24 protein-coding genes and 1 pseudogene are annotated in these 21,965 nt (G+C 69.3%); 13 read left to right on the plus strand and 12 right to left on the minus strand.

Features of this window, described 5'->3' with window-relative positions; translation table 11 throughout:
* Positions 1-21: 21 nt before the first annotated feature.
* The 6 genes and pseudogenes from AB0I12_RS05370 to AB0I12_RS05395 form a co-directional block, all read right to left on the minus strand.
* Positions 22-840, minus strand: coding sequence for an ABC transporter permease (locus tag AB0I12_RS05370; protein WP_359924856.1), 819 nt, complete (start codon positions 838-840; stop codon positions 22-24).
* The gene (locus tag AB0I12_RS05375) at positions 800-1,348 is read right to left on the minus strand and encodes an ATP-binding cassette domain-containing protein (protein WP_359925131.1); all 549 of its coding nucleotides are present in this window, start codon (positions 1,346-1,348) and stop codon (positions 800-802) included. The genes AB0I12_RS05370 and AB0I12_RS05375 overlap by 41 nt, the downstream gene beginning before the upstream one ends.
* 91 nt (positions 1,349-1,439) lie before the next feature.
* Positions 1,440-1,610 (minus strand): annotated as a pseudogene (locus tag AB0I12_RS05380) (ATP-binding cassette domain-containing protein); the annotation flags it as partial.
* Positions 1,607-2,071 carry a MarR family transcriptional regulator gene (locus tag AB0I12_RS05385; protein ID WP_359924859.1) on the minus strand — a complete coding sequence of 155 codons (465 nt, stop codon included), beginning with the start codon at positions 2,069-2,071 and terminating at the stop codon, positions 1,607-1,609. The gene AB0I12_RS05385 and the pseudogene AB0I12_RS05380, both read right to left, overlap by 4 nt.
* Before the next feature lie 66 nt (positions 2,072-2,137).
* Positions 2,138-2,323, minus strand: coding sequence for a DUF5703 family protein (locus AB0I12_RS05390; protein WP_130385444.1), 186 nt, complete (start codon positions 2,321-2,323; stop codon positions 2,138-2,140).
* Between the two features lie 22 nt (positions 2,324-2,345).
* On the minus strand, positions 2,346-3,287 hold the full coding sequence (locus AB0I12_RS05395; protein ID WP_355480620.1) for an aldo/keto reductase: 942 nt from the start codon (positions 3,285-3,287) through the stop codon (positions 2,346-2,348).
* A gap of 51 nt (positions 3,288-3,338) precedes the next feature.
* Here AB0I12_RS05395 and AB0I12_RS05400 point away from each other — a divergent pair, with 51 nt between their 5' ends.
* Both AB0I12_RS05400 and AB0I12_RS05405 read left to right on the plus strand, forming a co-directional pair.
* Positions 3,339-4,400, plus strand: coding sequence for an LLM class F420-dependent oxidoreductase (locus tag AB0I12_RS05400; protein WP_359924863.1), 1,062 nt, complete (start codon positions 3,339-3,341; stop codon positions 4,398-4,400).
* Positions 4,400-5,227 carry an undecaprenyl-diphosphate phosphatase gene (locus tag AB0I12_RS05405; RefSeq protein ID WP_359924866.1) on the plus strand — a complete coding sequence of 276 codons (828 nt, stop codon included), beginning with the start codon at positions 4,400-4,402 and terminating at the stop codon, positions 5,225-5,227. Before AB0I12_RS05400 ends, AB0I12_RS05405 begins: the two co-directional genes overlap by 1 nt.
* A 26-nt stretch (positions 5,228-5,253) precedes the next feature.
* Here AB0I12_RS05405 and AB0I12_RS05410 read toward each other — a convergent pair whose 3' ends face one another.
* Entirely contained in the window at positions 5,254-6,225 is a 972-nt protein-coding gene (locus AB0I12_RS05410) for a magnesium and cobalt transport protein CorA (protein WP_359924869.1), read from the minus strand.
* Between the two features lie 61 nt (positions 6,226-6,286).
* Between AB0I12_RS05410 and AB0I12_RS05415 the strand changes: the two genes are divergently transcribed.
* From AB0I12_RS05415 to AB0I12_RS05425, 3 genes are read left to right on the plus strand one after another with little or no spacing between them, the layout of a single operon-like run.
* On the plus strand, positions 6,287-6,982 hold the full coding sequence (locus tag AB0I12_RS05415; protein ID WP_359924872.1) for a histidine phosphatase family protein: 696 nt from the start codon (positions 6,287-6,289) through the stop codon (positions 6,980-6,982).
* 12 nt (positions 6,983-6,994) lie between these two features.
* A complete protein-coding gene (locus AB0I12_RS05420) occupies positions 6,995-7,570 on the plus strand; it encodes a DUF3090 domain-containing protein (RefSeq protein ID WP_355692398.1) in 576 nt (191 codons plus the stop codon).
* A gap of 7 nt (positions 7,571-7,577) precedes the next feature.
* The gene (locus AB0I12_RS05425; protein ID WP_359924875.1) at positions 7,578-8,372 is read left to right on the plus strand and encodes an SCO1664 family protein; all 795 of its coding nucleotides are present in this window, start codon (positions 7,578-7,580) and stop codon (positions 8,370-8,372) included.
* Here AB0I12_RS05425 and AB0I12_RS05430 read toward each other — a convergent pair.
* A complete protein-coding gene (locus AB0I12_RS05430) occupies positions 8,369-9,067 on the minus strand; it encodes a DUF6882 domain-containing protein (RefSeq protein ID WP_359924878.1) in 699 nt (232 codons plus the stop codon). The two genes, AB0I12_RS05425 and AB0I12_RS05430, sit on opposite strands and share 4 nt — an antisense overlap.
* Before the next feature lie 103 nt (positions 9,068-9,170).
* Between AB0I12_RS05430 and mshC the strand changes: the two genes are divergently transcribed.
* Complete coding sequence (mshC, locus tag AB0I12_RS05435; RefSeq protein ID WP_359924880.1) at positions 9,171-10,391, plus strand: cysteine--1-D-myo-inosityl 2-amino-2-deoxy-alpha-D-glucopyranoside ligase; 1,221 nt, start codon at positions 9,171-9,173, stop codon at positions 10,389-10,391.
* Between the two features lie 14 nt (positions 10,392-10,405).
* Here the strand turns inward: mshC and AB0I12_RS05440 are convergent, their stop codons facing one another.
* The 3 genes from AB0I12_RS05440 to AB0I12_RS05450 all read right to left on the minus strand — a co-directional run bounded on the left by AB0I12_RS05440 (position 10,406) and on the right by AB0I12_RS05450 (position 13,056).
* The gene (locus tag AB0I12_RS05440; protein WP_359924882.1) at positions 10,406-11,311 is read right to left on the minus strand and encodes a hypothetical protein; all 906 of its coding nucleotides are present in this window, start codon (positions 11,309-11,311) and stop codon (positions 10,406-10,408) included.
* A 10-nt stretch (positions 11,312-11,321) separates the two neighbouring features.
* Positions 11,322-12,104 (minus strand): L,D-transpeptidase, encoded by a 783-nt coding sequence (locus tag AB0I12_RS05445; RefSeq protein ID WP_359924884.1) that lies wholly within the window; start codon positions 12,102-12,104, stop codon positions 11,322-11,324.
* Between the two features lie 100 nt (positions 12,105-12,204).
* Positions 12,205-13,056, minus strand: coding sequence for a polysaccharide deacetylase family protein (locus AB0I12_RS05450; protein ID WP_359924887.1), 852 nt, complete (start codon positions 13,054-13,056; stop codon positions 12,205-12,207).
* A gap of 47 nt (positions 13,057-13,103) precedes the next feature.
* Between AB0I12_RS05450 and AB0I12_RS05455 the strand changes: the two genes are divergently transcribed.
* Positions 13,104-13,472, plus strand: a complete 369-nt coding sequence (locus AB0I12_RS05455) for a MerR family transcriptional regulator (RefSeq protein WP_359924890.1) — start codon at positions 13,104-13,106, stop codon at positions 13,470-13,472.
* Between the two features lie 2 nt (positions 13,473-13,474).
* Here the strand turns inward: AB0I12_RS05455 and AB0I12_RS05460 are convergent, their stop codons facing one another.
* Positions 13,475-14,323, minus strand: a complete 849-nt coding sequence (locus AB0I12_RS05460; RefSeq protein ID WP_359924893.1) for a PAC2 family protein — start codon at positions 14,321-14,323, stop codon at positions 13,475-13,477.
* Positions 14,324-14,479: 156 nt separating this feature from the next.
* Between AB0I12_RS05460 and AB0I12_RS05465 the strand changes: the two genes are divergently transcribed.
* The 6 genes from AB0I12_RS05465 to AB0I12_RS05490 all read left to right on the plus strand — a co-directional run bounded on the left by AB0I12_RS05465 (position 14,480) and on the right by AB0I12_RS05490 (position 21,965).
* Positions 14,480-15,133: an HAD family phosphatase gene (locus tag AB0I12_RS05465; RefSeq protein WP_359924896.1), complete on the plus strand. Its 654-nt coding sequence runs from the start codon at positions 14,480-14,482 to the stop codon at positions 15,131-15,133.
* Positions 15,134-15,200: 67 nt separating this feature from the next.
* On the plus strand, positions 15,201-16,766 hold the full coding sequence (locus AB0I12_RS05470; protein WP_359924898.1) for an ABC transporter substrate-binding protein: 1,566 nt from the start codon (positions 15,201-15,203) through the stop codon (positions 16,764-16,766).
* Positions 16,767-17,015: 249 nt separating this feature from the next.
* A complete protein-coding gene (locus AB0I12_RS05475) occupies positions 17,016-18,011 on the plus strand; it encodes an ABC transporter permease (protein ID WP_359924901.1) in 996 nt (331 codons plus the stop codon).
* A 60-nt stretch (positions 18,012-18,071) separates the two neighbouring features.
* Positions 18,072-19,823 (plus strand): ABC transporter substrate-binding protein, encoded by a 1,752-nt coding sequence (locus tag AB0I12_RS05480; RefSeq protein ID WP_359924904.1) that lies wholly within the window; start codon positions 18,072-18,074, stop codon positions 19,821-19,823.
* Positions 19,824-19,906: 83 nt separating this feature from the next.
* Positions 19,907-20,920, plus strand: coding sequence for an ABC transporter permease (locus tag AB0I12_RS05485; protein WP_359924907.1), 1,014 nt, complete (start codon positions 19,907-19,909; stop codon positions 20,918-20,920).
* A 28-nt stretch (positions 20,921-20,948) separates the two neighbouring features.
* Positions 20,949-21,965 carry an ABC transporter ATP-binding protein gene (locus AB0I12_RS05490; protein ID WP_359924910.1) on the plus strand — a complete coding sequence of 339 codons (1,017 nt, stop codon included), beginning with the start codon at positions 20,949-20,951 and terminating at the stop codon, positions 21,963-21,965.

Raw genomic sequence — 21,965 nt, forward strand, 5'->3', positions numbered from 1 at the left:
GCGGATGGACGACTTCGATCTCTAACGCGCGAGCCGTCCGAGCAGCGCCGAGGCCGCGCAGATGCCGGCGATGGCCGCGGCGATGAGGACGGTGAAGTCGAGCAGGTAGTTGGTGGGCTGGCCGATCAGCAGGCCGCGGAGGGCGCTGACCTCGTACGTGAGCGGATTGGCGTGCGAGAGCGCGCGGAGCCAGCCGGGCATGATGGCGACCGGATAGAGGGCGTTGGACGCGAAGAACAGCGGCATCGTGATCGCCTGGCCGATGCCCATCAGCCGGTCGCGGCGCAGCACCAGGCCGGCGATCGTCATCGACAGGCAGGAGAAGAACGCCGCCCCGAGCACGACGACCGCGAGCATCGCGAGCAGCTTCAACGGGTTCCAGGTGAGGCTGACGCCGAGCAGCGCGGCGACGACGAGGACGACGATCGCCTGGGAGATCGTCCGGACCCCGGCCGCGAACGCCTTCCCGGCGACCAGCGCCGAGCGCGGCGACGGCGTGACCAGGAGCTTGGTGAGGATCCCGGCGTCGCGCTCCCAGATGATCTGGATCCCGTAGAAGATCGCGACGAACAGCGCCGACTGCGCGATGATGCCGGGCGCGAGGTAGTCGAGGTACGGGACGTCGCCGGTCGGGATCGCCCGGATCCGGCTGAAGGTCTGGCCGAAGATGACCAGCCACAGGACCGGCTGGATCGCGCGGGTGATCAGCTCGGTCCGGTCGTGCCGCAGCTTCTGCAGCTCGACCAGGCAGAACGTCCCGATCCGGGAGAACAGCCGGAGCGCCGCGCGCGGGCGCGAATCAACCCAGGCGCTGGGCGGTGCGGCGGGTGCCACGGACATCGCGCAGACCTCCCTTCGCCTGACCCTCCAGGCTTTCCCCGGTGTGGTGCCGGAACACGTCCTCCAAGCTCGCGCCGGGACCGAGCGCGGCCTTCAGCTCTTCCGGCGTACCGACCGCGCGGAGCCGGCCGAGGTGCAGCAGGGCGACCCGGTCGCAGAGGATGTCCGCCTCCTCCATGTAGTGCGTGGTCAGCAGCACGGTCATCCCGTACCGCTCCTGCATCTCCTGCACCCGCGCCCACACCGAATCCCTGGCCACCGGGTCGAGCCCGACCGTCGGCTCGTCCAGCACGAGCAGCGCGGGCCGGTTCACCAGCGCCTGCGCGAGCTCGAGCCGGCGCACCATCCCGCCGGAGTACGTCGACGCGAGCCGGTCGGCGGCATCGGTCAGGTCGACGATCTGCAGGACCTCGGCCACCCGCGCGGCCCGCTCCCGCCGCGGTACGTCGAACAGGCGCGCGAACCACGAGACGTTCTCGCGGCCGGTGAGCGCACCCTCGATGGACAGCTGCTGCGGGACGTACCCGAAGCATCCGCCGGACCCGCATGGCGTCGGTGCGGACGTCGAGGCCGAAGACCCGGACCGTGCCGGACTGCGGCGGGTAGAGCGTGTTCAGCACCCGCAGCGTCGTCGTCTTGCCGGCGCCGTTGGGACCGAGCAGGCCGAAGCATTCGCCGGGGGAGACGGTCAGGTCGAGGCCGTCGACCGCGAGCTGGTCACCGAACCGGTGACTCAGACCCGCCACCGACACCGCGGGTTCCGCACTCATACGCGCTCCTTCCTGAGCTGCTCCTCGGGATGCAGGCGCTCCGCGAGCCCGGTCAGCACCGGCAGCGCGGCGACCAGCGCGTCGCGCTCGTCCGGCGTCAGGTCGTCGAGCACACCGGACACCAGCGCCGTACGGCGGTCGCGCCAGGCCTCGACCTGTTCACGGGCCGGCTCGGTGAGCGTCAACCGGGCGACGCGCCGATCGGACGCGTCGGGCGTGCGCTGCAGCAGGCCGCGCTCGGTGAGCCGCCCGACGAGGGTCGACACCGTGTTCGCGACCAGGCCGAGCTCGGCGGCGGCCTCGGCGACCGAGATGCCCGGATTGCGGCGCACGGTGCGGACCAGCTCGGCCTGCGAATCGGTGAGCGCGGACAACGGGAACGGGCGTCCCGCGGAACGGCGCAGCCGCCGGCGGACGAGCCCGATCGCGGCGATCAGTTCCTCGGCCAGGAGTTCGCTCACGCCGTCCAGAATACCTCTGGGGCAGAGATATTGCGCCGCGAGAACGGCCCGGACTTTCCGGGCCGGTCAGAGGGTCCGCATCACGCGGATGATGCGGCGGCGCAACCAGACGCGCCGCGATCCGTCCGGGTAGCGCCGGAGCCTGGCCAGCTCCCACCCGCCGTACTCCGCGTGCTCGGTGAGCAGCTTGCGCACCGCACCGCGGGACTCCGTCCTGGACACCTCGAACTGCTGCAGTTCGTATTCGGCCATCCGCACCTCCAGTACTACGCCCTCAGGAAACATCCTCCAGTGCCGCGACGATGGCGGGCGGCAATGTGAGCTCCTCCACACCCAGAACCGACTTCAGTTGCAACGCTGTCCGGGCCCCGACGATCGCCGCCGACACCCCCGGCCGGTCCCGCACCCAGGTGAGCGCCACCTCGAGCGGGGTCCAGCCGAGCCCGTCGGCGGCTCGTGCGACCGCTTCCACGATGCCCGAAGCCCGGGCGTCGAGATAGGGGTCGACGAATCTGGACAGATGTTGAGAGGCCGCGCGGGAGTCCGCCGGGATGCCCGTGCGGTACTTCCCGGTCAGCACACCGCGGCCGAGCGGGGACCAGGCGAGGACCCCGATCCCGAGGCCGGCGGCGGCGCGCAGGGCGTCCACCTCGGCGTCCCGGGCGAGCAGCGAGTACTCGACCTGGTTGCTGACCGGAACCGCGCGCCCCGGCCAGGCCTGCTGCCAGGTGACCGCGCGGGCCGACTTCCAGCCGGCGTAGTTCGACACGCCGACATACCGCACCTTGCCCGAGCTGACGGCGTGGTCGAGCGCCGACAGCGTCTCCTCCAGCGGCACGTCGTCGGACCAGGTGTGCAGCTGCCAGAGGTCGATGTGGTCGACCTTCATCCGCCGCAGCGAGCCCTCGAGATCGCGCAGCAGCGCGCCCCGGGAGGTGTCGGTGATCCGCTCGCCCCGGCGGACGCTGAACCCGGCCTTGGTCGCGATCACCAGGTCGTCGCGGTCCACCACGTCGCCGAGCAGCGACCCGATCAGCAGCTCGCTGTCGCCGTCGCCGTAGGCCGCCGCGGTGTCGATCAGCGTGCCGCCCGCGGACACGAACGCGGCGAGCTGCTCGCGCGCCTCGTGCTCGTCGGTGTCCCGGCCCCACGACATGGTGCCCAGGCCGAGCCTGCTCACCGCCAAGCCACTGTGACCGAGATAGCGCTGCTGCATGCACCGAGCCTATTGCGAGCCACCGACAACGGCTCGCTAGGCTCGCCAGTCATGCGACTCGGACTGAACATCGGCTTCGTCTACGGCGGCGACGACCATCTGGACCACCTGAGGCTGGTGAAGGAGGCCGAGGCACTCGGATTCTCGGTCACCTGGGCCGCGGAGGCATACGGCTCGGACGCCGCCACGCTGCTCAGCTGGATCGCCGCCCAGACCACCACGATCGACATCGGCGCGGCCGTGTTCCAGATCCCGGCCCGGACGCCGGCGATGACCGCGATGACCGCGGCCACCCTCGACCGGCTGTCGAACGGCCGGTTCCGGCTCGGCCTCGGCGTGTCCGGGCCGCAGGTGTCGGAGGGCTGGCACGGCGTCCGGTTTTCTCAGCCTCTGCTCAGGACCCGTGAGTACGTTGACATCGTGAACGCGGCCCTGCGGCGCGAGACGGTGGTGTACGGGGGGAAGTACTTCACCCTGCCGCTGCCCGACGGGCCGGGCAAGGCGCTGAAACTGACCGTGCGGCCGATCCGCGACCACGTGCCGGTGTACCTGGCCGCGGTCGGCCCGAAGAACCTCGAGCTGGCCGGCGAGATCGCCGACGGCTGGCTCGGGATCCTCAACGACCCAGGCTTCCTTGGAGAGCAGTTGGCGCACATCAGGACGGGCCGTGCCGCCCGTCAGAATCGTCAGGAGGACCTCGACGGGTTCGACGTCGTGGTCACCACCCCGCTGATGACCGGGGACGACATCCAGGCCGCGGCCGACCCGGTCCGCGGGTACGCCGCGCTGTACGTCGGCGGCATGGGCAGCCGGGAGAAGAACTTCTACAACGCGCTCGCGGTGCGGATGGGGTACGCCGACGAGGCGAAGGAGATCCAGGACCTGTACCTGGCCAAGAAGCACCGCGAGGCGATGGCCGCCGTACCGTTCGGCTTCCTGGACTCGATCTCGCTGCTCGGCGGCAAGGAGCGGATCGCCGAGAAGCTGACGGCGTACGCCGAGGCGGGCGCGACGACCGTGTCGCTGACGCCGTTCGCGCCGACCGTCGAGCAGCGGATCGCCGACCTGCGGACCGCCGCGGAGGCGCTGGAACTGTCCGGAGCCGGCCACTGATGACGATCTGGGACTCCATCATCCTCGGCATCGTCGAGGGGCTGACCGAATTTCTGCCGGTCTCCAGCACCGGGCACCTGACCATCGTCGCGAAGATGCTCGGGCTGAAGATCGACGACCCGTCGATCACCGGCTTCACCGCGGTGATCCAGATCGGCGCGATCGCGGCCGTGGTGCTCTACTTCCTGCAGGACATCCGGCGGATCGCCGTCGCCTGGGTCCGCGGCCTGGTCAAGCCCGAACACCGCGGCGAGTTCGACCACCGGATGGGCTGGTACGTGATCGTCGGTTCGACGCCGATCGTGATCGTCGGCTTCCTGGCGCGGGACGTGATCTCGGGACCGCTGCGCAGCCTCTGGTGGGTGGCCGGCGCACTGATCGGCTGGTCGGTCGTGATGGTCGCGGCCGAGCGGCTCGGCTCCAAGTCGAGACCACTCACCCGGATCACGATGGTCGACGCGATCGTGATGGGTGTCGTCCAGTGCCTCGCGCTGGTCCCCGGCGTGTCCCGCTCCGGGGCGACGATCTCGGCCGGCCTGTTCCGCGGCCTCGACCGGGTCGCTGCCACGCGGGTCTCCTTCCTGCTCGGCATTCCCGCCCTGGTCGGCGCGGGCATCTACGAGCTGAAGGACGCCCTCAGCGGCGACGTCGGCGCCGTCCCGCTGATCGTCGGCACGATCGTCAGCTTCGTCGTCGCCTACGCGTCGGTTGCCTGGCTGCTCCGCTTCGTCGCGAAACACTCGATCTCGGTCTTCGCCTTCTACCGCGTCCTCCTCGGCATCGTCCTGATCATCCTCCTGGCCACCAGCACGATCACCGCGACCTAGGCCCTGTCTGGTAATCCAGACAGGACCTAGAGCCAGCCGACCTTGCGGAAGAAGCGGTACATGGTGAAGCAGACGAGGGCCATCAGGAGGAGGACGGCGTAGTAGCCGAAGTGCCAGCGGAGTTCGGGCATGTTGTCGAAGTTCATGCCGTAGATGCCGGCCAGCATCGTCGGTACGGCGGCGATGGCGACCCAGGCGGAGATCTTGCGCATGTCGTCGTTCTGCTGGACCGAGACGCGCGCCAGATGCGCGTTGAGGGCGGACGTGAGCAGGGTGTCGATCGCCTCGGCCTGGTCGGAGACCCGGCTGAGGTGGTCGGCGACGTCGCGGAAGAACGGGCCGGCCTTCGGGCCGAGCCCGCCGCCGCCGTGCGCGAACTGCTCCATCGGCTCCCGCAGCGGGTCGATCGCGCGGCGCATCTCGAGCACCTCGCGCTTCAGCCGGTAGATCCGCTCCGCGTCGCTGGTGCGCTCGGGGGAGAACACCGAGCTCTCGATCTCGTCGACGTCGATCTCGACCTGCTCGGCAACCCGCTCGTAGTCGTCGACGATCGCGTCCGAGACCGCCCAGAGCACCGCGGCCGGGCCGTGCCCGAGCATCGAGGCCCGCTCCTCGAGCTCGTGCCGGGTGGTGGCCAGTTCGCCGCCTTTCCCGTGCCGCACGGTCACGACGTACCGCGGTCCGACGAAGGCGGTCACCTGCCCGGTCTCGACGGCGTCGCCCTCGTCGACGTACCAGAGCGTCCGCAGGACGACGAGGAGCGTGTCACCGAACCGCTCGACCTTCGGGCGCTGGTGGAGCTGCAGCGCGTCCTCGACCGCGAGATCGTGCAGACCGAACAGCCGCTGCACCCGCGCCATCTCCGCGTCCGACGGCTCGTGCAGCCCGATCCACCCGAAGCTGCCGGCGCTGTCTTCGATGGCGTGAGCAACGGTCTCGGGGTCCTTGGGCAGGGCCTGCCGCTCGCCCGCCGCGTACACCCCGCAATCCACGATCACGTCACCATCATGGCATCGGGCACCGCATCAGGACTTGCGCGGACGGGATAACGTGCACTCCATGCCCACCGTGATCCTGGTTCGCCACGGTCGTAGCTCCGCGAACACGTCCGGCACGCTGGCGGGCCGGACGCCCGGCGTGAAGCTGGACGACACCGGCGTCCAGCAGGCCGCGGCGGTCGCGCAGCGGCTCGCCGAGCTGCCTCTGGCCGCGATCGTCACCTCCCCGCTCGAGCGCTGCAAGCAGACCGCGGCCGCGATCGCGAAGCAGCACGACGGGTTGCGTCCGGCAACGGATCGCCGGCTGACCGAGTGCGGGTACGGCGACTGGACCGGACAGCAGATCGCGACGCTGGCGAAGGACCCGCTGTGGGCGGTCGTGCAGCAGCACCCGTCCGCGGTCACGTTCCCGGGCGGTGAGTCGATGCGGGCGATGCAGCAGCGTGCGGTCGACGCCGTCCGCGGGCACGACGCGGAGCTGGCGAAAAGCCACGGTGACAACGCGATCTGGGTCGCGGTCTCGCACGGCGACGTGATCAAGGCGATCGTCGCGGACGCGCTCGGTCAGCACCTGGACACGTTCCAGCGGATCGTCGTGGACACCGCGTCGACGACGATCATCACCTACACCAAGACCCGCCCGTTCCTGGTCCGGCTGAACGACTCCGGCAGCGAACTGGCCTCGCTGGTTCCTAAGCCGTCAGCGAAAGGCAAGCCCAAGAAGCAGTCCTCGGACGCCGTGGTCGGTGGACGGTAATAGGGTCTGGGTATGGCGCGAGTTGTGCACTCCTACGACGACCCCGAGCGGTTCGTCGCCGGCACCGTGGGCGAACCCGGTGCGAGGACGTTCTTCCTGCAGGCCCGGGCCGGGCACCGGCTCACCTCGGTGGCGTGCGAGAAGGAACAGGTGATGGCCCTCGCCGAGCGGCTGGACGTGATGCTGGACGAGGTCGCGCGGCGGTTCGACCGCGACCCGGTCACGCAGACCGCGGTCGACGACACCGCGCCGCTCGAGCAGCCGATCGAGGAGGAGTTCCGGGCCGGCACCATGACGCTGGCCTGGGAGGCCGACGCCGAGCGGGTCGTGATCGAGGTCTTCGCGGTCGTCACGGGCGACCAGGCGGACCTGGAGGAGACGGACCCGGTGGCCGCGGCGATGGAGTCCGAGGACGCCGAGGTGTTCATCGTCCGGATCACCGAGGAGCAGGCCCGGGCGTTCGCCCGCCGGGCGGTCGCGCTGGTCGCGTCCGGGCGGCCGAGCTGCCCGTTCTGCGGGCGGCCGATCGACGCCGACGGTCACATCTGCCCGCGGGCCAACGGCTACCGCAGGCACCTGCCGGAATGACGCCACGATGAGCGCCGACCCGGAGCTGCTCGCCCTCGGGGAGCTGTCGTTGCACGGCCGCCTGGTCGCGGCCTCGAACGGCACCTACCAGGGCTCGGTCAGCCTGGCCGGCGACACCGCAACGGTGGTCTACAAGCCGGTCGAGGGGGAGCGGCCGCTGTGGGACTTCCCGGACGGCACGCTCGCCCAGCGCGAGTTCGCGGCGTACGTCGTGTCCGAGGCGCTCGGCTGGTCGATCGTGCCGCCGACGCTGCTGCGCGACGGGCCGCTCGGCGAAGGCATGGTCCAGCTGTGGATCGACGAGGCCGAGCTCGGCGCGGGGGAGACCGAGCTGGTCGACATCGTGCCGCAGGGCCGCGTCCCCGACGGCTGGGTGGGTGTCCTGGACGCGCTCGACGGCCGCCACAACCCGGTCACTCTCGTGCACGCCGACACCGACGCGTTGCGGCGGATGGCGGTGTTCGATGCCCTGGTCAACAATGCCGACCGCAAGGGCGGCCACGTGCTGAACCCGGGCGACGGGCGCGTGTTCGGCGTGGACCACGGCGTCACGTTCAACGCCGACGACAAGCTCCGTACGGTCCTTTGGGGCTGGGCCGGTGAGCCGATCCCGGCGGACCTGCTGGACGACGTCCGGCGGCTGGCGGATCAGCTGGCCGGCGGTCTCGGCCAGCAACTGTGCGAGCTCGTCACCGCCGTCGAGCTGACCGCGACCAGGGAACGCTGCTCGACCCTGCTCAAGACCGGAACCTTCCCGTACCCGAGCGAGGACTGGCCCGCGATCCCCTGGCCGGCCTTCTAGGACCGCGGCTGCACGCTGATGTTGCCGATCCGGCCGAGGTCGTCGAACTCGACCACGACCGGCCCGCCGTCCGGCGCCGTACCGCGGATCGCCTCGGCGCTCTCGTCGTACCGCAGGCCGAAGTGCTGCAGGTAGCCGCGGACGACCTGGCGGTGGTCGGCGGGGAAGACGCTGACCGCGGTCATCAGCAGCCGCGGCGTGGCGATCGCGTCGAAGTCTGCCCGCGGCAGTTGCTCGTCGGCGACGTGCAGGTACACGTGCCCGCGCCCCTCGTTGATCGCCGTCGACCAGACTCCGCGGCCGCCGAGCACCGACCCGGCGGCGATCGCCAGCGTGATCGCCGCCTGTGCGGGCTGCTCGAATCCGCCGAGGTCCGGGCTGTCGGTGGTGAACTCGGCGATCCCGTGCCGCTCGCCGAACTCGCGGATCGCGAGCGTCGGCGCGACCGCGGGCGCGTCCGGGCCGAACCCCGGGTTCGCCCAGCCCCACAGCCAGGTCCGGTCGAGCTCGGAGAAGCTCCCGAGCAGGGAGATCCCGCCCAGTACGCCGCGCTCGCTGCTGAGCGTGCGCGCGTCCAGGTCGGCCTCCAGCGAGTCCGGTCCGACCACGTCGTTGAACAGGTCCTGCTGCTGGATCGCGGCGGCGGCGATCCAGCCGCCGTACGCCTGGAGTTCGGGACTGAAGTCTGCACTCATCGTTCGGCGAGATTAGCGGCCGCCGGGGTGCACGTCGCCGTCCGGACCACGGAATGGAACCGTGTCGCGTCATTGAAAATCGGACTGGCATAAGCTCCGACACATGCAGGCGTGGACGAAACCAGACATCCCGGTCGTACCGGGCCCGGCCCGGCGGCTACGCCTCTACGACACCGCGTCGCGCGGCCTGGTCGAGGTCCCGCCGGGCGACGGCGGGACGGCCCGGATGTACGTGTGCGGCATCACGCCGTACGACGCGACGCACATGGGCCACGCGGCGACGTACGTCACGTTCGACCTGATCAACCGCCTGTGGCGCGACGCCGGGTACGACGTCTCGTACACGCAGAACATCACCGACGTCGACGACCCGCTGCTGGAGCGCGCGGCCGCGACCGGCGTCGAGTGGACCGACCTCGCGGCGCAGGAGATCCAGCTGTTCCGCGACGACATGACCGCGCTGCGGGTGATCCCGCCGCAGCACTACATCGGCGTGGTCGAGTCGATCGACCTGGTCGCGAGCGCGGTCGAGGACCTGCGCCGCGCGGACGCGGTCTACTCCGTCGACGGCGACCTGTACTTCGCGGTGAAGGCGGACCCGGCGTTCGGCAGTGTGTCGAACTACGACCGCGAGACGATGCGCGAGCTGTTCGCGGAGCGCGGCGGCGACCCGGACCGCGAGGGCAAGCGGGACCCGCTCGACAGCCTGCTGTGGCGACACGAGCGGCCGGGGGAGCCGGCGTGGGATTCCGCGCTCGGCCGCGGCCGGCCGGGATGGCACGTCGAGTGTTCGGCGATCGCGCTGAAGTACCTGGGCATGACGTTCGACGTCCAGGGCGGCGGGTCGGACCTGATCTTCCCGCACCACGAGATGTCCGCGAGCGGGGCGCAGGTCGCGACCCGGGAGTACCCGTTCGCGCGGGCGTACGTGCACCAGGCGATGGTCGGGCTGGACGGCGAGAAGATGTCGAAGTCCAAGGGCAATCTGGTGCTGGTGTCGAAGGAGCGGACCGCCGGCGCCGATCCGATGGCGATCCGGTTGGCGCTGCTGACGCATCACTACCGCACCGACTGGTTCTGGACCGCGTCGGATCTGACGGATGCGCAGGCGCGGCTGGACGTGTGGCGGGGGGCCATTGGGCGCGGCTCCGGGCCGGACGGGGCGGCTGCGGTTGACGCCGTACGGGCGGCGCTCACCAACGACTTGGACACCGCCGGTGCGTTGGCAGCTGTCGACGCGTGGGCAGAGAGCGAGGGCGAGGACCATGGGGCCCCCGCCCTCATCGCTCAGGCTTGTGATGCCTTGCTGGGTGTGAAGCTCTAGCCCAGGGGCTGCGGTCAGCCGGTGACCGGGTGGTGGGTCTTGACCGGGGTCGGGACGGGGGCCGCCGGCGGGGTGTTGACCTGGGCGGGGGCCTCGACCGGCGGGCTCGGCTTCGGGGTGGGCTTGGGCTTCGCGGCGGGCGTGGCGCAGGTGGCCGAGGCGAGCGTGATGACCTCGATCCCGCCGCCGAGATCAATGCTCAGGCCCGTCACCGTGAACGCGCCGTCGGAGTGCTTGCCCTGACTGTTGACCTTGATGGTCGCCAGCGAGTTCGACGGCAGCGACGCGCCCTGCTTGGTGCTCGGCGCCTTGATGGTGCGGCCGAGCAGCGTCAGCGAGCCGATGTCGACGCCGCCGGTGTCACCGGAGCACCAGACGTTCAGCGAGTCGATGCCGAGCAGCGACTTCGGCGGGTTCAGCAGCAGGTTGCACAGGTCCGGCAGGTTCTTCACCGGCAGGTCCTTGGTGCTCAGCTGCGGCAGCGGCAGGCCGAGGTCGGGCAGCGCGATGTCCGGGATCGGCAGGTTGTCGGCGCCGGTCGTCGGCAGCGACGTGCACTGGTTCTTCAGCTCCGCCGGGATCGTCACCTGGCTGAGGATGTCCGGGCCGACGACGATGTCGAACAGCTCGACCGAGGCCGAGTCGTTGCCCGCGGTCGCCGTACCGGCCCGGACCGAGAGCAGCGGGTTCTGCGGGAGCTCAAGCGCCGACGTCGTGTGCCGCTTGCCGTCGAGCGACTCGGCGTACGGCGTCTTCGGGATCGGCACCTGGCCTTCGGCGCTCACGGCGTACGCCGAGGAGGGGCGGGCTGCCGCGTTGCCGACGGGGGCGCTCGCGACCAGGCTGAACGTCACGACGCCCGCCACGGCCGCGGCCGTCAGCACGGTCGGCGTCAGACGCCTCCTCAATGGTCGTCGCATCGGATCTCCTCTATTTGCTGTCGATCAGGACGAGCGTCCCGAGCGGAACCTTCTGCAGGTGGGCGAGCGCGGTCCGCGGCACCCGGACGCAGCCGGCGCTGATGGCCGCTCCGAACACGCGCGGATTCGGCCAGCCGTGGATCGCGACCGTACCAGGCCCGCCACCGAACGTGTCCAAGGTGGGACTGTGCGCACCCAGCGGCAGCACGATCGGCGAGGCGGAGCGCTTGTGGTCGATGATCGAGCCGAGCAGGAACGTCCGGCCGGGCGGCGTCGGCGTCTGCTGCGCGCCGACCCCGGCCTTCCAGCTGCCGAGGCTCTTGTTGTTCAGGAACAGCTCCAGCGTCCGCGAGCTGGTGTGCACGCGGATCAGGTACGACGAGGTGGCCCGGTCGAGGTCCTCGTCGCGGAGCCAGCCGGTGGACCGGTTCGGCTTGGAGGGGAGCAGGACGCGGACCCAGCCATCGGTCTGCTCCACCACCGGCAGCCAGGTCGGCCCGAACTGGGTCGGGCCGATCTTGCCGAAGGCGTCGGGGTTGTCGGGGTCCGGGGCGCTGTAGAGCGCGGCCTCGGTCCGCGGGTGCACGACCAGGCCGGTGGTGCCGGCGTACGGCTCGCCGTCCAGGGGTGCGGTGGTGATGGTCGTGGCGGTCGTCGAGGCGGTCAGGGTGGTGAGGTCGACCGTCTCGTGCTTCTTGTTGCCGAGGATGCCGACCGTGGCGACCACGCCGAGGAGCAGGAGCACGGCCAGCGCCGGGACCGAGCTACCGCCCCGCTCGTCGCGCCTGCGCATGTCGTTGCTCCCCGTGCTTGCGGTGACGGCGGACCGTCACCCCCCAGTTGTCCGGTCGAGAATAAACCCGTTGGTAACAACGGTCCACACCCCGCGGTGGTTACGCCGCCGCGTAGTGCGCGGCGATCTCGTCGCTGGTGGTCATCCAGACGTCCGGCTGCGCGGCGATGTACCGGAGCGCGAGGTCCAGGTACTTCGCCCGGAACGGCTGCCCGATGACGAACGGGTGCAGCGCGAGCGCCATCACCCGCCCGGTGTCCGCGGAATCGTCGCGCAGGACGTCGTACTGGTCCTTCACCATCTGCAGGAAGTCCGGGCCGCTGAGGCCGCGGAGGAACAGGCCGAGGTCGTTGAGCTCCACGGTGTACGGGACGCTGAGCATGCCGGGGACGTTGAGGCGGTACGGCTGGTCGTCGTTGGTCCAGTCGAGGACGTACTGGTAGCCGAGCTCGGAGAGCAGCTGTGGCGTGTTGTGCGTCTCGGTCAGGGCGGGGCCCATCCAGCCTTTGGGGCGCTTGCCGGTCGCGGTCTCGATGGTGTCGGTGATGTCGGTGAGGACGCGCCGTTCCTCGTCGGCCTCGTATCCGGTGTGGAGGACCGAGTTCGTCCGGCCGTGGGCGAGCCAGGCCCAGTCTCGCTCGACGCCGGCCTTGACGATCTGCGGGGTGTGCTCGGCGACGTCGGAGTTGAGCAGGGCGCTCGCGCGGACGCCGTACCGGTCGAGGATGTCGATGGTGCGCCAGATCCCGACCCGGGCGCCGTACTCCCGCCAGCCGTGGTTGAGCGGATCGGGATCGAGGTCGAGCGGCCAGATGCTCGTGGACGGCTTGCCGGGGAGGAAGTGCTCGATGTTGAGGCCGACGTAGAACGCGACGCGCTTGCCGTCGGGCCAGGTCAGGCGGGGCCGGGAGGGGAGCGGGCTGTAGTCGTAAAGGGAGTCGTAGAGCGTCATACCGGGACGGTAGAGTCTGACATCAGTGTCAGGTTCAAGTCCCGGAGGTGACCGTGCGGATCGGGGAGCTGGCCGACCGGACCGGGGTGAGCGTGCGGTCGCTGCGGTACTACGAGGCGCAGGGGCTGCTCGTCTCGGAGCGCACGGCGGGCGGACAGCGTGAGTACGCCGAGCGCGCCGTCGACCGGGTGATCCTGATCCAGGAGCTGTTCGCGGCCGGGCTGCACAGCAAGAAGATCGCTCAGCTGCTGCCGTGTATGCGCGACCCCGACGGCGGCCCGAACGAGCGGGCCACGCCGGAGCTGGTCATCGAGCTGACCGCCGAGCGGGATCGCATCGACCGGATGATCGCCGACCTGGCCACGTCCCGGGCCGTGCTCGACGACGTGATCGCCACCGCGGCCCGGGAACTGTAGATCTACTCGCCCGGCCGGTTCTTGTTGCGGCGCTTCAGGTAGCGCTCGAACTCGGCCGCGATCGCCTCGCCGGTGGCCTCCGGCAGGTCTGCGGTGTCGCGCTGCTCCTCGAGCGAGTGGACGTACTCCGCGACCTCGGGGTCCTCCTCGCTGAGCTCGTCCGCGCCGCGCTGCCAGGCCCGCGCGAGCTCGGGCAGCTCACCTTCGGGGATGGCCAGGTCCAGGAGCTCCTCGATCTTGCTGAGCAGCGCCAGTGACGCCTTCGGGCACGGCGTCCCCGCGATGTAGTGCGGGATCGCGGACCAGATCGACACCGCCGGGACGCCGAGCGTCGTACACAGGTCGGCGAACACGCCGGTGATCCCGGTCGGGCCCTCGTACGTCGACGGCTCCAGGCTCCAGGACGCGGTCAGCTCCTCGTCGGACGAGGTCGCCGAGACCGGGATCGGCCGGGTGTGCGGGGAGTCCGCGAGCAGGGCGCCGAGCACGACGACGAGCTGCGCATTCGACTCGTCGACGATCTCCAGCAGCTCTCGGGAGAACGCCCGCCAGCGCATGTTCGGCTCGACGCCGCGGATCAGCAGCACGTCGCGGCCGGTGTCCTCCGGACGAGCCAGGTAGATCCGCGTGGTCGGCCAGGTGAGCTGCCGGCCGCCGTCCTCGTCGATGCTGACCCGGGGCCGGTTCACCTGGTAGTCGTAGTAGTCCTCGGGGTCGATCGCCGTGACGAGCTCCGCGTCCCACTCGTCGATCAGGTGGTCGACCGCTCCGGTGGCCGCCTCGGCCGCGTCGTTCCAGCCCTCGAACGCGGCGATCACGACCGGGTCCCTCAGGTTCGCGAGGTCAACCACTCGCAGGCCCCCTGTCGTCTCTGTAGCCAATCGGACTGCCAGCCTACGTGCTCGGCCGCTCCGGTGTGCCCGGTTTCACCCCAGGCGGAACGTGTCGTGCCCGACCAGGGAGAATGGAGGCGACCTGATCGTGGAGACGACGTAGAGGAGCGGTAGTTGCCGGCCCTGCAAGCGGTGCTGTGGGACATGGACGGGACGTTGGTCGACTCCGAGAAGGTCTGGGCGGAGGTGCAGCTCGAGCTGCTGGCCGGGCTCGGCGCGACCTGGACGATCGAGGACTGCATGACCTTGATCGGGAGCGACCTGCGGGACGCCGTCCAGGTGTGGATGGCGCGGATCCCAGAGGGGGTGATCACCGCCGACGAGCTGGCCGACCGGATGTTCTCGGAGGTGGTCGAGGCGCTCCGCCGGGAGGTCAGCTTCCAGCCGGGCGCCCTGGAGCTGCTGCAGGCGCTGCGCAAGGAAGAGGTGCCGTGCGCGCTCGTGTCGGCGTCGTACCGGAGCATGATCGACGCGGTCCTCGGCCACCTGCCGCCGGACCCGTTCGACGTGATCGTCGCCGGTGACGAGGTGACGCTGGGCAAGCCGCACCCGGAGCCGTACCTGACCGGTGCCGCCAGGCTCGGCGTGGACCCGGCGAACTGCGTGGTGATCGAGGACTCGATGACCGGCACGCAGGCCGGGACGGCGGCCGGCATGTACGTGGTCGCCGTACCGCAGTGGGTGACGATCCCGGACGCGCCGCGCCGGCTCGTGGTCAAATCGCTGGAGCCGCTGACTCCGGAATCCTTGCGGGCGCTGCTCCGTTGACCAGCTAACGTCACTTGAGCCCATCGGGGGCGTTGTTTCGGGTAACGGGCTGGGGAAAGGTGAGACGGTGAGCGAGTGGGTGCGCCGGGTGTCGGCGGCCGTGGCAGTGGGTGCCCTCGGGGTGTCCCTTGCTGCCTGCGGTGAGCCGGACGACAACGCCCCGCACCCGGGGGAGCCGACGCCGAAGCTGATGCTGCTCCGGCTCGCGACCACCGACACGATCGCGTCCCTGGACCCGGCGGGCCGGTACGACGTCGGCTCGCGGACCGTCCAGGCGAACCTGTACCAGACGCTGCTGACGATCCTGCCGGACAAGCCGACCCCGGTGCCGGACGCCGCGGACTGCCAGTTCGACTCGCCGACGACGTACACGTGCAGCCTGAAGGAGCACCTGACCTTCCCGAACGGGCACGAGCTGACGGCGTCGGACGTGAAGTTCAGCTTCGACCGGCTCGCCCGGCTGAAGACGCCCGGGGGAGCGGCCGCGCTGTTCTCCTCGGTGAAATCGGTGAGTACGCCGGACGAGCTGACCGCGGTCTTCAACCTGACCACTCCGGACGCCCGCCTGCCGTACCTGCTGACCACCACCGCCGCGTCGATCGTGGACGAGGAGACCTACCCGGCGAACAAGCTGCTCGACACCAAGGCGATGGGCAGCGGGCCGTACCAGCTGTCGAAGTACGAGCCGGGCACCGAGGTCACGCTGACGAAGTTCGCCGGCTATCGCGGACCGCGGGCGGCGCAGAACGACGGCGTCACGATCAGCCTGCTGAAGGACTCGAACGCGCTGTACCAGGCGGTGACCACCGGGAAAACGGACCTCGCGTTCCACGGTTTCGGCCCCGGCCTGCTGGACAAGCTGCGCAAGTCCGACCAGGTGCAGATTGCCGACAAGGGCTCGGCGGAGATCCGGCTGTACGCGTTCCAGATGAAGTCGCTGCTGGCCCGCAAGCCGGCGGTCCGGCGGGCGGTCGCGCAGCTGATCGACCGCCAGGCGATCGCGAAGAAGGCGTACGGCGACCGCGTGTCGCCGCTGTACTCGGTGGTGCCGCCCGGGTACGGCGGGCAGGCCGACGCGTTCAAGACGCAGTACAAGCAGCCGAACAAGGCGGCCGCCGCGACGATCCTGAGAGAGGCGAACATCGCGGCGCCGGTGCCGCTGACCGTCGGCTGGACGCCGTCGCGGTACGGCGTCGGCGCGAAGGCCGAGGTGCTCGAGCTGAAGCGGCAGCTCGAGGCGTCGGGGTTGTTCCGGGTGACGTTGCGCGGTGCGGAGTGGCCGCAGTACCAGCAGGCGACGAAGGCCGGGGCGTACGACCTGTACCAGACCGGGTGGACCCCGGAGTACCCGGACGCGGACGACTACCTGGCGCCGTTCGTCGCCGACGTTCCGTTGCAGAACGGCTACCGGTCGGCGGCGGCCACGAAGTTGCTGCAGCAGGAACGCACCGAGCAGAACGGGCTGAAGCGCGACGATCTGATCGGGCAACTACAAGGAGTGATCGCGCAGGACGCGCCGGTGATCCCGAGCTGGCAGGGCCGCGTCACGGTGGTCGCCGGCAAGGGCGTGGAGAACCTCGCGACGGCTCTCGACCCGTTGTCGTTCCTTTATCTTTCCGGCCTTCGACGGTGACCTTCGGGCTGCCGCCCGGTGACACAAAAATGCCATGGCAGTAACGGTTCGCGAGGTCCTGGCGACCCTGGGTGCGACGCCGTGGTTTACTGCGGAAAGTCCACGATACGGGACGATTTCCTGACGATCACGATCGGGCAACGCAGCACTTTCCGCGTTTGACTCCGGGCTGTAATGGCGGCAGGTTAAGGCGGCAGCCATTCCGGATTTCGTTCCGGTTCATCCGAACCAGGCAGGGGAACTCATCGCGTGAGCACGCCACTCGAGGTCGAGCCGGGGTCGTCGGCGACGCAGCCGGAGGCCGTACTCGAAGGTGTCGGCAAGATCGAGGGCCGGTCGCTGTGGCAGATCTCCTGGATTCGCCTGAAGCGCGACAAGGTCGCGATGGCCGGCCTGGTGGTGGTCTGCCTGCTGATCCTGATGGCGATCTTCGCGCCGCTGATCGTGAAGTGGTTCGGTGATCCGCCGAACGAGTTCCACCAGGATCTGATCGACACCAAGGGCGGCACGCTGGCCCCGCTCGGCACGTTCGGCGGCATGAGCTGGGACCACCTGCTGGGCGTGGAGCCGGTCAACGGCCGGGACATCTTCAGCCGGGTCGTCTACGGCTCCCGGATCTCGCTGCTGATCGCCTTCCTCGCGACGCTGCTGTCGGTCGTGATCGGCACCACGATGGGTATTGTCGCCGGCTTCTTCGGCGGCTGGGTCGACGCGGTCATCAGCCGGTTGATGGACATGTTCCTGGCCTTCCCGCTGCTGGTCTTCGCGATCGCACTGGCCGGTGTGATGCCCGACAACGCGTTCGGGCTGCAGGGCAACACGCTCCGGGTGAGCCTGCTGATTTTCATCGTCGGCTTCTTCAACTGGCCCTATATCGGCCGGATCATCCGTGGCCAGACATTGTCACTGCGGGAACGCGAGTACGTCGACGCCGCCCGCAGCCTCGGTGCCCGGCGGCCCTACGTCCTGTTCGTCGAGATCCTGCCGAATCTGCTCGGTCCGATCCTGGTCTACGCGACGCTGCTGATCCCGACGAACATCTTGTTCGAGGCTGCGCTGTCGTTCCTCGGCGTCGGCGTCCGGCCGCCGACCGCGACCTGGGGCGGCATGCTGTCCGACGCGGTCGCCTTCTACACATTGCCGCACTTCATGCTCTGGCCAGGTCTGGCGATCTTCATCACCGTGCTGGCCTTCAACCTTTTCGGGGACGGTCTGCGTGACGCCCTCGACCCACGAGCCCGCTAGCGCGCGACGGATGCGCCGGCTGGACCTGACTCCTGACACGAAGGGGTGGATCGGAGAACGATGAACGCCAGAAGGAAGACGGTGATCGCCGCGTTGTCGGCGCTCGCCCTCGCGCTGACCGCCTGTGGCGGGAGCGGCGGGTCGACGAGCAACAGCGGCTCGTCGAGCAAGGCTGAGTTCAACGCAGCCATGAACAAGGTGTTCAACGCGTCGGACAAAAAGGGCGGCACGATCAAGTACGCCGACGAGAGCGCCCCGGACTCGGTGGACCCGGGGGACACCTATTACGGCAGTCAGTGGGACATGATCCGGAACTGGGGCCGTTCGCTGACGATGTTCAAGGTCGCTCCGGGTGACGCCAGCAACGAGCTGGTCGGCGACCTGGCCGACGGCCTGGGCAAGGCCAGCGACAACGCCAAGACCTGGACCTACAAGCTGCGCTCGGGCCTGAAGTACGAGGACGGCACCCCGATCACGTCGAAGGACGTCAAGTACGCGGTCGAGCGGTCCACGGCCAAGGAGGTCCACCCGGACGGCCCGGCGTACTTCGACACGATGCTCAACTGGCCGGCCGGCTGGAAGGGTGCGTACCTGTCGAAGGGGATGAACACCGACTCGGCCATCACCACGCCCGACGACCTGACGATCGTGTTCCACCTGAAGGCGCCGTTCGCCGGGTTCGACTACCTGGCCATGACGCCGCAGACGATCCCGGTCCCGCAGGCCAAGGACACCGGTGCGAAGTACAAGGAACACGTGATCTCGTCCGGCCCGTACAAGTTCGACTCCTACCAGGACGCCAAGGGCTACGTCCTGGTGCGGAACGACCAGTGGGACCAGTCGACCGACGCGAACCGCAAGGCGCTGCCGGACCGCATCGAGATGTCGATGAACGTCAACGCCGAGGACATCGACAACCGGATCATCGCCGGTGACCTCGACGTCGCCGTGACCGGCGTCGGCGTCACGCCCGCGACGCAGACCCGGGTGCTGAGCGACCCGAACCTCAAGTCGCGCGCGGACAACCCGACGCTGGGCCGCTTCCAGTACGTCAGCATCAACCCGACGGTGAAGCCGTTCGACAACATCGAGTGCCGCAAGGCCGTCATGTACGGCATGGACAAGACCGCCTACCAGACTGCGTACGGCGGCGAGTTCGCCGGTGGCGAGCTGGCCAGCAACCTGATGCCGCCGGTCATCCCGGGGCAGCAGAAGTTCAACATGTACGAGACGCCGGACAGCAAGGGCGACGAGGCCAAGGCGAAGGACGCGCTGACCAAGTGCGGGTTCCCGAACGGGTTCTCCACCAACATCACCTTCCGGACCGAGCGGCCGAAGGAGAAGGCAGCGGCCGAGGCGTTCCAGCAGTCGCTCGCCAAGATCGGCATCAAGCTGACGCCGAAGGGCTTCCCGCGCAAGGACTACTTCTCCACCTACGCCGGCAACCCGCCGTACGTGGTGAAGAACAACCTCGGACTGGTCGTCAACAGCTGGGGCGCGGACTGGAACGACGGCTTCGGCTTCCTGTCGCAGATCGTCGACTCGCGGGTCATCCGGGACACCGGTGGCTCGTCGAACACCAGCGTCCGGATCCCGGAGGTCGACAAGCTGCTCGACCAGGCCAGCGTCGAGCTGGACAAGTCCAAGCGCGAGGCCCTGTGGGTCGAGATCGACAAGAAGGTGATGGAGCAGGCGGTCATCTACCCGGGCCTGTGGGCGAAGACCCTGATGGTGCGCGGGCAGAACCTGACGAACGTGTTCGTCAACGACCAGTACGGCATGTACGACTATCTCTCGCTCGGCAAGCCGTAACGCTTCTCGCTCAAGTAGGAAGGTAAGGCTGCAGGTGACCGGCCGGGGACAGCTTCCCCGGCCGGCCACCGAGGCCAGGATCCGTGATCGCATACATCATCAGGCGCCTGCTCGCCGCCGCCGGCACGTTGTTCGTCGTCAGCGTGCTCACCTTCGGCATCTTCTATATGTTCCCGCGGCTGGCCGGTGCGACACCGGAGACGCTCGCCAGCCGGTACGTCGGCCGTTCCGCCACCGCGGAGACCGTGAAGGCGACCGCGAACGCCCTGGGTTTCTACGACCCGGTCACGGTGCAGTACTGGCATTGGGCGAAGGGCATCTTCGTCGGCGCGGACTACAACCTGGGCACCGGCGTGGAGCATTGCCCGGCGCCCTGCCTGGGCTATTCCTTCATCAGCCGGACGCCGGTGTGGCCGGATCTGCTCGACCGCTTCCCGGTGACCCTCTCGCTGGCGATCGGCGCGTCGGTGCTGTGGCTGGCCGGCGGTCTGGCGGTCGGTGTGCTGTCGGCGCTGCGGCGCGGGACGGTGCTGGACCGGACGGCGATGATGGTGGCGCTGGCCGGCGTGTCGATGCCGATCTTCTGGACCGGCCTGATGGCGTTGTCGTTCTTCAGCTACAGGTGGGGCCTCTTCCCCGGCGGCGGCTCGTACGTGGCGTTCACGGAGAATCCGATCCGCTGGGCCTATGCGCTGATGCTGCCCTGGATCACGCTGGCGTTCCTGTTCTCGGCACAGTACGCGCGGCTCACCCGCGCGGGCATGCTGGAGACGATGAACGAGGACTTCATCCGGACCGCGCGGGCCAAGGGCCTGGTCGAACGGGACGTCGTCGTCAAGCACGGGCTCCGGGCGGCGTTGACCCCGATCCTGACGATCTTCGGCCTGGACTTCGGCCTGCTGATCGGCGGCGCCGTACTGACCGAGAACGTGTTCAGTCTCAACGGTCTCGGGAAGTACGCGGTGATCGGCATCTCCGATCAGGACATGCCCAAGATCATGGGTGTCACGCTGGTGGCCGCATTCTTCATCGTGCTCTCGAACCTGGTGGTCGACCTGCTGTATGCCTTCGTGGACCCGAGAGTGCGGCTGAAGTGACGGATCTCGAACCGAAGGCAGGACGTGCGTGAGCTTCCTCGAAGTCAAGGACCTCAGGGTCCATTTCCCGACCGACGACGGGCTGGTCAAGTCGGTGGACGGCCTGTCCTTCCACCTCGACCGCGGCAAGACGCTCGGGATCGTCGGCGAGTCGGGCTCCGGCAAGAGTGTGACGAGCCTGTCGATCATGGGCCTGCACAAGGCCGGTACTGCCCGGATCTCCGGTGAGATCTTCCTCGACGGTCAGGAGCTGGTCGGGGCCACGCCGGACGAGGTGCGGGTCCTGCGCGGCAAGCGGATGGCGATGATCTTCCAGGACCCGCTGTCCGCGATGCACCCGTTCTACACCGTCGGGCACCAGATCATCGAGGCGTACCGGGTGCACAACCAGGTCAGCAAGCAGGTCGCGCGCAAGCACGCGATCGAGATGCTGGACCGGGTCGGCATCCCGCAGCCCGACCGACGCGTGGACGCGTACCCGCACCAGTTCTCCGGCGGTATGCGGCAGCGCGCGATGATCGCGATGGCGCTGTCCTGCGACCCGGACCTGCTGATCGCCGACGAGCCGACCACGGCGCTCGACGTCACCGTGCAGGCGCAGATCCTGGACCTGATCCGGGACCTGCAGCGCGAGTTCAACTCCGCCGTCATCATCATCACCCATGACCTCGGCGTGGTCGCCGAGCTCGCCGACGACATCCAGGTGATGTACGCCGGCCGCGCGATCGAGTACGGCACCGCGGAGGACATCTTCGACCGCCCGCAGCACCCGTACACCTGGGGTCTGCTCGGGTCGATGCCGCGGATCGACCAGGAGCGCACCGAGCGGCTGGTCCCGATCAAGGGCACGCCGCCCAGTCTGATCAACGTGCCGTCCGGTTGCGCGTTCCATCCGCGCTGCAACTACGCGAGCCTGACCGGTGGCGCCAGCGAGTCCGAGGTGCCGGAACTGCTCGACGTCGGCGACGGCCATCGGGTCGCCTGCCACCTGACGGCGGAGCAACGCCGGAAGAGCTGGGAAACCGACATCAAGCCGAAGCTGTGA

It is taken from the genome of Kribbella sp. NPDC050459 (assembly GCF_040655315.1).
Taxonomy (GTDB): Bacteria; Actinomycetota; Actinomycetes; order Propionibacteriales; family Kribbellaceae; genus Kribbella.